Annotated in this window: 6 protein-coding genes; 5 read left to right on the forward strand and 1 reads right to left on the reverse strand. The window is 71.2% G+C overall.

What is annotated here, in order from left to right:
- Nucleotides 1-194 precede the first annotated feature (194 nt).
- From aceB to WME96_RS45485, 5 genes are all read left to right on the forward strand, one after another.
- Entirely contained in the window at nt 195-1814 is a 1620-nt protein-coding gene (gene aceB, locus WME96_RS45465; protein WP_437287782.1) for a malate synthase A, read from the forward strand.
- Nucleotides 1815-1889: 75 nt separating this feature from the next.
- On the forward strand, nt 1890-3188 hold the full coding sequence (aceA, locus tag WME96_RS45470) for an isocitrate lyase (protein ID WP_437287783.1): 1299 nt from the start codon (nt 1890-1892) through the stop codon (nt 3186-3188).
- A 264-nt stretch (nt 3189-3452) separates the two neighbouring features.
- On the forward strand, nt 3453-5822 hold the full coding sequence (locus tag WME96_RS45475; protein WP_437287784.1) for a glutamine--tRNA ligase/YqeY domain fusion protein: 2370 nt from the start codon (nt 3453-3455) through the stop codon (nt 5820-5822).
- Between the two features lie 261 nt (nt 5823-6083).
- The gene (locus tag WME96_RS45480) at nt 6084-6854 is read left to right on the forward strand and encodes a hypothetical protein (RefSeq protein WP_437287785.1); all 771 of its coding nucleotides are present in this window, start codon (nt 6084-6086) and stop codon (nt 6852-6854) included.
- Between the two features lie 10 nt (nt 6855-6864).
- Nucleotides 6865-10812 (forward strand): serine/threonine-protein kinase, encoded by a 3948-nt coding sequence (locus WME96_RS45485; protein WP_437287786.1) that lies wholly within the window; start codon nt 6865-6867, stop codon nt 10810-10812.
- Between the two features lie 31 nt (nt 10813-10843).
- Here WME96_RS45485 and WME96_RS45490 read toward each other — a convergent pair whose 3' ends face one another.
- Nucleotides 10844-11668, reverse strand: a complete 825-nt coding sequence (locus WME96_RS45490; protein WP_437292425.1) for a sugar phosphate nucleotidyltransferase — start codon at nt 11666-11668, stop codon at nt 10844-10846.
- Between the last annotated feature and the right edge of the window lie 117 nt (nt 11669-11785).

Consider the following 11785-nt stretch of genomic DNA (forward strand, 5'->3'; position numbering starts at 1 on the left):
CTGAACTTACTGCGCCGCCGCATGGATGGGGCAGCTCGCTGGCTAGAAATTTACAATAGTTTACAGGTTGACCGACTGTAAAGGTCTTTTGTCGACATCCTTATCCGCCTGCATTTCACAGCGAAGTTGACGCTGAAACCTCGTCGACAAACATAGCTACGTTGTAACGACGCGCAGCGTTGCAGGAGATGTGGATGAGCCAGAATCACGAGACCAACCTCAGGCTGCTCGCTCCCCGGGTCCCGGGGGACGCGTCTGTCCTCACGCCAGAGGCCCTTCGCTTCCTTGCGAGTCTGGGGCGGAAGTTCGCCGACCGTGTGCCCGGCCTGCTCGCTCGCCGGCGCGAGGTGCAGGCGCGGCTCGACGCGGGCGACCGGTTCGATTTCCTCACCGAGACGCGGGATGTGCGCGAGGGGGACTGGACGGTGGCGCCGCTGCCCGCCGATCTCCTCGACCGGCGCGTGGAGATCACCGGCCCTGTCGATCCCAAGATGATCATCAACGCGCTGAACTCCGGCGCGAGCGTGTTCATGGCGGACTTCGAGGACGCCACCTCGCCCACCTGGAAGAACCTCATCGAGGGGCAGGCGGCGCTGAGGCTCGCGGCGCGGCGCGAGCTCCGCCACGAGGACGCGGCCACGGGCAAGCGATACGCCCTCGGCGACAAGCTGGCGACCCTGCTCGTGCGGCCGCGCGGCTGGCACCTCTGGGAGAAGCACGTCGAGCTCGACGGAAAGCCGTTGCCGGGCGGGCTCTTCGATTTTGGACTTTTCTTCTTCCACAACGCGCGTGAGCTCGTTCGCCGCGGCACCGGGCCGTACTTCTACCTCCCGAAGATGGAGAGTCACCTGGAGGCGCGGCTCTGGAACGACATCTTCCTCTTCGCCCAGGACGCGCTCGGCCTGCCCGCCGGAACGATCAAGGCGACCGTCCTCATCGAGACGCTGCCCGCGGCGTTCGAGATGGACGAGATCCTCCACGAGCTCCGGCAGCACTCGGCCGGGCTGAACTGCGGTCGCTGGGATTACATCTTCAGCTTCATCAAGAAGCTCCGGAACGACCCGGCATGCGTGATGCCGGATCGCTCGCTGGTGACGATGGAGCAGCATTTCCTGCGCTCGTATACCCAGCTCCTCGTGAAGACGTGCCACCGCCGCGGCGTCCACGCAATGGGCGGCATGGCCGCGCAGATCCCGATCAAGAGCGACCCCGAGGCGAACCGCGCGGCGCTCGACAAGGTGCGCGCGGACAAGCTGCGCGAGGTGAAGGACGGACACGACGGCACCTGGGTCGCGCACCCGGGGCTCGTGCCGCTCGCGCGCGAGGTGTTCGACGCGCACATGCCCGGCCCGAACCAGATCGAGCGTAAGCGCGAGGACGTCCGCGTGACGGCGGCAGATCTGCTGCAGGTGCCGTCCGGGGCGCGCACCGAGGCCGGGCTCCGCCATAACATCCGGGTCGGCGTCCAGTACCTCGAGGCGTGGATCAGCGGCCTCGGCTGCGTCCCGCTCTACAACCTGATGGAGGACGCGGCCACCGCGGAGATCTCGCGCACGCAGGTCTGGCAATGGATTCGCCACGAGGCGACGCTGGACGACGGCAAGCCGCTCACCGTGGAGCGCTTCCGCGCGGCGATGGATGGCGAGATGGCCGCGCTCCGCGGCGCGCTCGGCGAGGCGCGCTTCGACGGCGGCCGGTTCGCCGAGGCGCGCGAGCTGTTCGAGCGGCTGTCGATCGGAGACACCTTCGAGGAGTTCCTCACGCTGCCCGCGTACGAGCTCCTGATCACGCGCGCCGAGGAGCAGCGCTCGTGACGCTCAACTCACCTGCTTCGATGTCAACACAGCGGCCGCTGCCGCCCGTCAACCCAACACGCTAGGAGCACAGTCATGTCCGCTGCTTTCCCGCTGAACACGCCCATATCCGCCGATTCCCTGCACGCGACGACGAGCGACGTCGCCCCCGGCCGATGGAGCGGGATCGTTCGCCCGTACTCCGAGGCCGACGTCGCGCGGCTCCGCGGCACCGTCCGTATCGATTACACGCTGGCGACGCTCGGGGCGAAGCGGCTCTGGAACCTGATGCACAGCGAGCCGTACGTGGCGGCGCTCGGCGCGCTCACCGGCAACCAGGCGATGCAGCAGGTGAGGGCGGGGCTCAAGGCGATCTACCTGAGCGGGTGGCAGGTGGCGGCCGACAACAACGAGGCGGGCACGATGTACCCCGACCAGAGCCTGTATCCGGCGAACAGCGTCCCGACGCTCGTGCGGCGCATCAACCAGGCGCTCCTCCGCGCCGACCAGATCGAGAACGCCGAGGGCAAGTCGGGGCGTTACTGGCTCGCCCCCATCATGGCCGACGCGGAGGCCGGCTTCGGCGGGCCGCTCAACGCGTTCGAGCTGATGAAGGCGATGATCGAGGCGGGCGCCGCGGGCGTGCACTTCGAGGACCAGCTCGCCTCCGAGAAGAAGTGCGGGCACATGGGCGGCAAGGTCCTCGTCCCGACGAGCCAGTTCATCCGCACCCTGGTGGCGGCCCGCCTCGCCAGCGACGTCATGGGCGTGCCGACGATCCTCGTCGCCCGCACCGACGCCGACAGCGCCAAGCTGATCACCTCCGACGTCGACCCGCGCGACCGGCCGTTCATCCCCGGCGAGCGCACGCCCGAGGGCTTCTACGTGCTGAGTGGCGGCCTCGACGCGGCCATCGCGCGCGGGCTCGCGTACGCGCCGTACGCGGATCTCGTCTGGTGCGAGACGTCGACCCCGGACCTCGACCAGGCGAGGCGCTTCGCGGAGGCGATCCACAAGCAGTTCCCGGGCAAGATGCTCGCGTACAACTGCTCTCCGTCGTTCAACTGGAAGAAGCACCTCGACGACGCGACGATCGCGCGCTTCCAGCGCGAGCTCGGCGCGATGGGGTACAAGTTCCAGTTCGTCACCCTCGCCGGGTTCCACGCGCTGAACCACAGCATGTTCGAGCTCGCCCGGCAGTACCAGCGCCGCGGCATGTCGGCGTACTCCGAGCTCCAGCAGGCCGAGTTCGCCGGCGAGCAGTTCGGCTACAGCGCGACCCGTCACCAGCGCGAGGTCGGGACGGGCTACTTCGACGAGGTCGCCCAGGTGATCTCCGGCGGTGCGGCGTCCACGCTCGCCCTCCACGAGTCGACCGAGGCCGCCCAGTTCTGACCGCCCGCGCGGGCGCGCAGGCCCTGTCCGCGCGCGCCGCGTACGAGGGCAGGGCCGCCGCTGCTGCGCCCGCCCACGCTGCGTCCAGCCCACCCCCGCCGCGCTCCCCCGCTCCGCCCGGCGCGCTGCGCGCCGCCCCGGGGGGAGCGCGCTCTGTCCCGCGGCGCGGGGCCGCGCCGGCGCCCTCTCCACGGTGGTCCAGGGGGGGCCGTTCGAGTAGGCTCCGCTCGGGCGGCCGCGCCCGAGCCGAGGTGGAAAACAGCTGTGACAACGCAGAGCCAGAGACCGAGCGACGCTGACAGCGGCGGCGCCGCGTCCAATTTCATCCGTAACATCATCTCCGAAGATCTCGCCGCAGGCAGACACAAGCGGGTCGTGACCCGGTTCCCGCCCGAGCCGAACGGCTATCTGCACATAGGACATGCGAAGTCCATCCTGCTCAATTTCGGGCTGGCGACCGAGTTCGGGGGCGTGTGCCACATGCGCTTCGACGACACGAACCCGGCCGCCGAGGACCTGGAGTACGTGGAGTCCATCCAGCGGGACGTGCGGTGGCTCGGCGGCGAGTGGGGCGACAAGCTCTTTTTCGCGTCGGACTACTTCGAGCGGCTGTACGCGTTCGCGGTGGAGCTCATCCGGAAGGGCAAGGCGTACGTGTGCAGCCTCAGCGAGGCGGAGACCCGCGAGCTCCGCGGCACCGTCACCGAGCCGGGGCGAGAGAGCCCCTATCGGAGCAGGTCCGTCGAGGAGAACCTGGACCTCTTCGCCCGCATGAGAGCAGGGGAGTTCCCGGAGGGCGCGCACGTGCTCCGGGCCAAGATCGATATGGCCGCCCCCAACATGAAGATGCGCGATCCGCCGATCTACCGCATCAAGCGCGCGCGCCATTACCGGACGGGCGACGCCTGGTGCATCTACCCGCTCTATGACTTCGCGCACAGCCTCTCCGACGCGATCGAGGGGATCACCCACTCGATCTGCACGCTGGAGTTCGAGAACAACCGGGAGCTCTACGACTGGATCATCGAGAGCCTGGACGTCCCGTCGCGCCCCCGTCAGTACGAGTTCGCGCGGCTCAACCTGAACTACACGGTGATGAGCAAGCGGAAGCTGCTCGGGCTCGTGAAGGGCGGGTATGTGAGCGGCTGGGACGACCCGCGCATGCCCACCATCGCCGGCCTCCGGCGCCGCGGCGTGACGCCCGAGGCCATCCGCGGCTTCTGCGAGGAGATCGGCGTCGCCAAGACGAACAGCATGGTGGATATCGCGAAGTTCGAGTCGTGCGTCCGCGACGACCTGAACCTCCGCGCCCCGCGCGTCATGGCCGTGCTGCGCCCGCTCCGCGTCGTCCTCGAGAACTTCCCCGAGGGCAAGGTGGAGGAGATCGACGCGCCCTACTGGCCAGAGGACGTGCCCAGGCAGGGCTCCCGCAAGGTGCCCCTCTCCCGCGTCGTCTACATCGAGCGCGACGACTTCCTCGAGGACCCGCCCAAGAAGTGGTTCCGGCTCGCGCCAGGGCAGCAGGTGCGGCTCCGATACGCCGGGTTCATCACCTGCCGTGAGGTGGTGAGAGACCAGGCCACAGGGGAGGTGATCGAGCTCCGCTGCACCTACGATCGCCCCACGAAGACCGGTGAAGCGCCCGACGGCCGCAAGCCGAAGGGGACGCTGCACTGGGTGTCGGCGGCCCACGCGATCCCCGCCGAGGTCCGGCTCTACGACCGGCTCTTCGCGGTCGAGCGGCCCGACGCGGTCGAGGAAGGGAAGGACTTCCTGGAGAACCTGAATCCTGGTTCGCTGGTGACCCTGACCGGGTGCCGGGTGGAACCGAGCCTGTCCACCATCGAGAAGGGGAGCCACGTCCAGTTCGAGCGGCAGGGGTTCTTCTTCGTGGATCCGGTCGACTCCGCGCCCGGCGCGCCCGTGTTCAACCGCACCGTGGCGCTCAAGGACTCGTGGTCGAAGCTCGCCGCGGAGAAGCCCGCGCAGGCCGCGGCGCCGGCGCAGCGCACGCCCGACAGCGCGGCGCAGCGGGCGCAGCCCGGCAAGCCCAAGGTCGAGCGCGCGCCCCTGGAGGAGCGGATCGCGCGGCTCGAGCCGGCGCGGGCCGAGAAGGCCAGACACCTCATCGACGCGCGGGGGATCCCCGGCGACGACGCGGTCGTCCTGGCCGAAGACGACGGCCTGCTACGGCTCTTCGAGGAGGCCGTCTCCGTCCACGATAACGCGCGGAGCGCCGCCAACTGGGTCATCCATTCGCTCTCGCGCGAGCTGAAGGACAAGAAGACAGGCGACCTGCCCTTCTCAGGTGCGCAGCTCGGCGAGCTCCTGGCGCTGATTGATGACGGGACCATTTCCGGGAAGATAGCGAAAGACGTCCTGGCTGAGATGATGCAGCAGGGCGGTAGCCCGAAGGCTATCGTGGAACGCCGAGGGCTCCGGCAGGTCGCCGACGAGGGCGCCCTGGAGCGCATCGTCGACCACGTCGTCGCCGCGCATCCCGGCGAGGTTTCCCGCTTCCGCGCGGGCAACACGAAGCTGATCGGGTTCTTCGTCGGTCAGGTCATGAAGGCCTCCGGCGGCAAGGCGAACCCGGACCTGGTCAATGCGCTGCTGACCAGGAAGCTGGCGTAATTCTCCCACCCACACGCTGCTTCGCTTCCTCCCCGACTCGGGGTGCGCGCGAGTGCTGCGCTCTGCGGATTCTCCCGCCCGGCACCTGACTACGTGATGCGTGTCACGGCAGTGTGCAGAAACATGTCCCGGAGAATTGTCCATAAAGAAATTGAATCCAAGATCGGTATTGGTGTAGATCAGATTAGGACTATGGAATCTGCACGCCAGTTCGCTCTCATCGCATGCGTGGCTGTAGCGTCCTCACAGGTCGCTTGTGTCGTGTCCGCCGAGCTCGAGGGTGATGATGACGTGGTGGCGGAGGTCCAGCAGGAGGTCGTGGTCCACAACGCGCTGACCCGCAACGCGCTGACCCGCAACGCGCTCACCCGGAATGCGCTGACCCGCAACGCGCTGACCCGCAACGCGCTGACCCGCAACGCCCTGATGGGCAACTCGTTCACGAGCCAGGCGCTCCGCGACCCCGAGTCGCGAGAGCTCCTCAGCTTCATCGTGAGCTGCGCGCTCCCCGAGGACGAGAGCTTCGAGGTGGAGGTGGGCAACAAGTCCTACACGTTCACCGGCGAGCTCGGCCTCGCGCCCGAGTGGGGCCAGCGCCGCGGCTCGTGTGATGAGACGTGTCAGGAGTGGGTGTCAGCCTGCCTGCTCGCCCGCGTGAATCACCGGGGCGAGCACGTCACCATCTCGATCCGCGGCCAGAACGAGGCGCTCTCATCCACGAAGCGGGAGCGCGACAGGTACGATGTGCCGGAGGCGACCTATTACGGCAATGTCTTCCTGGAGACGCAGCGCCGCTTCGCGTGCCTCGCGCCCGGGGAGAGGTCGATCCCGCGCGTCTGCGGCGACTCGCTCGACGACTGCGTGGTCGACGTCGTGGGTGATTGTAGCGATGTGTGCGACGGGCCGAGGCACGACGGCAGCTTCCTTCACTGCCGCGACCGCGAGCCCCTGATCGAGCTGCCGTGCGGGACCCGCATCTTCCCGGCCCGGACCGATCGCTACAAGAGCTCGGTGACCGTCTTCCTCGAGTAAGCTCGAGCGGGTGGATTCCGGCGCCGTCCTCGCGAGCCGCTTCGTCGTCGAGCGGCAAGTTGCCGCCGGGGGGATGGGGACGGTCTACCGCGCGCACGACCGCCTCGACGACCGCCCCGTCGCCCTCAAGATCCTCCAGAGCCGCGAGGCCTTCGACGTCGAGCGGTTCGAGCGCGAGGCGCAGATCCTCGCCGAGCTCGGCCACCCGGGGATCGTCCGGTACGTCGCCCACGGGCGGACGGGCGCCGGGGACCACTACCTCGCCATGGAGTGGCTGGAGGGCGAGGACCTGGCGGCGTGCCTCGCGCGCCGGAAGCTCACGGTCGCCGAGAGCCTCGCGGTGCTGCGCAGGACCGCGGACGCGCTCGCGTTCGCGCACTCGCGTGGGATCATCCACCGCGACGTCAAGCCGAGCAACATCTTCCTCGCGGCCGGCGACGTCGGCCAGCTCAAGCTGGTCGACTTCGGGATCGCGCGCCCGGACGGGGAGTCGCGGCGGCTCACCTACACCGGCGGGATCCTCGGGACGCCGGGGTACATCGCGCCCGAGCAGATCGAGAGCGGGAGCGCCCTCGACGCGCGGGCGGACGTGTTCTCGCTGGCGTGCGTCTTCTACGAGTGCATCGCGGGCCGCCCGGCCTTCGAGGGGGCGCACGTCATGGCGGCGCTCGCCAAGCTCCTGTTCCAGCAGACGCCCCGGCTGCGCGACGTCCGCGCGGACGTGCCGGAGCCGCTGGAGCTGCTCATCGACCGGATGATGGCCAAGAACCCCGAGGACCGGCCGCGCGACGGCGGCGACGTCGGGGTGCAGCTCACGCAGATGGCCGAGGAGCTCGACGCCTGGGCGACCCCGCGGCCCGCGACGCTGGCGTCGCAGCGCGACGAGACGATGCGGTCGGCGCGGCCGCCGGGCTTCCTCACGCGCAGCGAGCAGCGGCTCGTGTCGCTCGTGCTCGCCGGCGAGCCGGACGACGTCGAGATGAGCGTGGCGGCGGCCGGCGGGGTGCCGAGCGCGTCGGACGTGTCGAGCGTGCTGCGGGAGCTCTCGAGCGAGGGCCCGGGGTCCGCGGTGCCGCGCTCGGAGGTGCGGGCCGCGGTGGAGCCCTACGGCGCGCACATCACGGAGATCTCGCGCGGGTCGCTCATCGCGATCCTCGCCGGCGCCGGGAGCGCCGTGGACCGGGCCGAGCGGGCGGCGCGGTGCGCGCTCGCGCTGCGCGCGCGGTTCCCCGGCATCCCGCTCGCCGTCGCGACGGGGCGCGGGGTGTCGTCGGCGAAGCTCATCGAGGGCGACGTGATCGACCGGGGGATGCGCGCCCTCAGGGCCTCGCAGGCCGGCATGGTCCGGCTCGACGACGTGACCGCGAGCGTCGTCGGCGGCCGGCTCAAGATCGAGACGGACGAGAGCGGGCCGTTCCTCGCCAGCGAGACGGCGGCCGACGAGAGCACCCCGGTCCTGCTCGGCAAGCCGAGCCTGTGGGTCGGGCGCATCCGCGAGCTCTCCATGCTGGAGGGCGTGTTCTCGGGGTGCGTGAGCGAGTCGCTGGCGAGCGCGGTGCTCGTGATCGGCCCGGCCGGGGCGGGGAAGTCGCGGCTCCGCCTGGAGTTCCTGACCCGGGTGCGGCGCCAGTTCGGGGCTGTGGAGATCCTCTCCGGCAGGGCCGAGTCGGTGGCCGCGGGGTCGCCGTTCGGGCTCATCGCCGACGCGCTCTACAAGGCGGCGGGGATGCGCGAGGGCGAGCCGATCGAGGCGCGGCGGCGCAAGCTGAAGCGCCGGCTGGGGCGCCACCTGAGCGGCGACGCCCTGAACCGGATCGCGGCCTTCCTGGGCGAGCTGTCGCGGACGCCGTTCCCCGACGGCGAGACGAGCGGGCTGCGCGCGGCGCGCGAGAACGCGATGCTGATGGCCGACGCGACGCGCGCCGCGTGGGAGGACTGGCTCGCGGCCGAGTGCGCGGCGCAGCCGGTGCTGCTCGTGCTCGAGGACCTGCAGTGGGGCGACCCCGCGACCGTGCGCCTCATCGATCAGACGCTCAGGAACCTCAGGGACCTGCCGCTGATGCTGCTCGCGCTGGCCCGGCCCGAGGTGAGCAAGCAGTTCCCCGGGCTCTGGGCCGATCGCGAGGTGCAGACGATCAAGCTCGGGCCGCTGCCCGCGAAGGCGAGCGAGCGGATGGTGCGGAGCGCGCTCGGCGAGGACACGCCCGCCGAGACCGTGGCCCGGGTCGTGGACCGGGCCGACGGCAACCCGTTCTACCTGGAAGAGCTGATCCGCGCGGTCGCGGACGGCAAGGGGCACGTGCTGCCCGACTCGGTGCTGGGCACGGTCGAGGCGCGGCTCGACGCCGAGGGGCACGAGGCGAAGCGCGTGCTGCGGGCGGCGAGCATCTTCGGCGACCGCTTCTCGAAGCTCGCGGTGGCGGCGCTGCTCGGCGGCGCGACGCGCGTGAAGGAGACCGAGACGTGGCTCGACGCGCTCGCGGCGCGGGAGCTCATCGCGCCGGCGTCGACGCCGGGGTGGCTCATCCCGACGGACTACGTGTTCCGCCACGCGATCGTGCGCGAGGCCGCGTACGCGATGCTGACCGAGGAGGACCGCACGCTCGGCCACAAGCTGGCCGGCGAGTGGCTCGAGCGCAGCGGGCACACCGACGCGATGGCGCTCGCGGAGCACTTCCGGCTCGGGGGCGAGCCCGCGCGCGCCGTGCGGTGGTACCGCCGGGCCGCCGAGCAGGCCATCGAGGCGAACGACCTGGCGAGCGCGCTCGCGCGCGCCGAGATGGGGATCGCGTGCGGGGCGACGGACGAGGAGCTCGGGCGCCTCAGGCTCGTGGAGGCGGAGGTCAGCCTGTGGCAGCAGGAGACGGCGCTCGCGGCGCAGCGCGGCACCGAGGCGGCGAGCCTCGTGCGGCCCGGCAGCCCGTCGTGGTTCCGCGCCATCGGGCAGGTGATCATGGCGGAGGGGAAGCTCGGCCATTTCGACCGCGTCGAGGCGTGGGCGGCGCGGGCGGCCGAGGCGGTGGGCGCGCTCAGCGCCCGGGTGATGTGCCTGTCCGAGGGCGCGACGTACCTCATCTTCGGCGGCCGCTACGCGGCGGCCGACAAGCTGATCCGGATGCTCGACGCGGTCGCGGGCGAGAAGGCCGGGCTCGAGCCGCAGGCGGTGGGGCTCTACCAGCAGGTGCGCGCGATCCGGGCGCAGACGAAGGGCGACATCGGGGCGGCGCTGAGCGGGCTCACGGCGGCGCTCCCGGCGTTCGAGCAGGCCGGCGACCGCCGGAACGCCTGCTCGGTGCGCGCGAACCTGGGCTTCCTCTACGGCGAGCTCGGCGACTTCGAGGTGGCCGAGTCGGCGCTCCGGACGGCGCTCGCGGCGGCGCAGCGCATGGGCCTCGACGACGTGGAGACGGCCGCGCTCCAGAACCTCGGCTACGTCATCGCCCACCTCGGGCAGATCGAGGAGGCGAAGCAGCTCGAGCACCGCGCCGCCGCCGCGTTCCACCGGCAGGGCGACCGGCGGATGGAGGGGGTGGCGCTGATGTACCTCGCGCAGATCCTGCTGCGCTCGGGCGACCCGGCGGGCGCGGAGCGCGAGGCGCGCGCCGCGGTGGAGGCGCTGACGGTGGCGCCGCCGCTCCGCGCCGCCGCGGTCGCGGTGCTCTCGCGCGCGCTGCTCGCGCAGGGCCGCCGCGAGGAGGCGCTGCCGGCCGCGCGCGAGGCGTTCGCGCAGCTCGAGGAGGCGGGCTCGCTGGAGGAGGGGGAGTCGCTGGTGCGGCTCGCCTACGCCGAGGCGCTCGCGGCCGCCGGGGCCGCGCGCGAGGCGGCCGACGCGCTCGCCACCGCGCGCGAGCAGCTGCTCAGCCGCGCGGCGAAGATCAGCGACCCGACCTTCCGCGAGCGGTTCCTGACGTGCGTGCCCGACAACGCGAGGACGCTGGCGCTCGCCGCCGCCGGGTGACCCTCCGTTGACGCTCGCCGCCGGGTGAGCGTCAGCGGGCGTCGCCCTCGGCCGCGAACAGCGGGGCGGGCGCGCCGGGGGGCTCGCTCCGCGCCCCGTCGACGGCGACCTGCGCCGCCGGCGGGCTCGTCCTCGTCGCCGCGCCGAGCAGGCGCATCGCCTCGCGGTAGCCGTCGAGGGTCCCGACGTCGGCGTACGCGGTCCCGGCGTGGACGCCGAGCGCCGCGCCGCCACGGGCGATGTACTCGTTGACGAGGGGGCCGATGTGCTCGTCGCGCCGACCCCGCGCGCGCCAGAGCTCGTGGAGCTCCTGGAGCACTGCGCCGGTCAGCTTGAAGGCGCCCCAGGTCCAGCGCGACGCGGCGTCGCGGTGCCTCGCCTGGATCTCGAGGACGCGCCCGTGGCCGTCGGTGACGACGGCATCGAAGAGCTCCGGGCGGTCGACCGGGAACAGGAGGAACGAGAGGGCCCGAGACCGGAGCGCCGAGAGCCCGTCCTCCGGGAACCAGATCGTGTCCGGCAGGCCGACGAACACGAGATCTTCCGGCGGGATGAGCGGCAGCGCGCGGAAGATGGCGTCGCAGAGGCCGGCCGGCCTCGGCTGGACGACGTACGACAGGCTCGCTTGCCCGGCGGTGGCCCCGTAGTAGTCGAGGACGTCCGAGCTGCCCGACGAGACGACGAAGCAGATCCTCGTCGCGCCGGCGAGCAGCACGCGCTCGACGAGGTGCTCGCTCAGCGCGCGAGGGCGCGCGACGCCCCGCTCGAGGCGGCTGCCGATGGGCAGCAGCTCTCTCGTGAAGGAGAGCGGCCGAGCGCCGCCCTCCCGCCCGACGGCCGGGATGATCCCCCACACCGCGGCCTTCCTCCCGCTCACGTCGATTTCGTCAATGGATCTCGTCACTTCTATAAACCCTCGCGCGTCGCGGAGCGCCGCTCGCCGGCGTCAAGACGGCCGTGGGCCATTGAATGG

This window comes from Sorangium sp. So ce406 (assembly GCF_051474675.1).
In the GTDB taxonomy this organism is placed as follows: domain Bacteria; phylum Myxococcota_A; class Polyangia; order Polyangiales; family Polyangiaceae; genus Sorangium; species Sorangium cellulosum_G.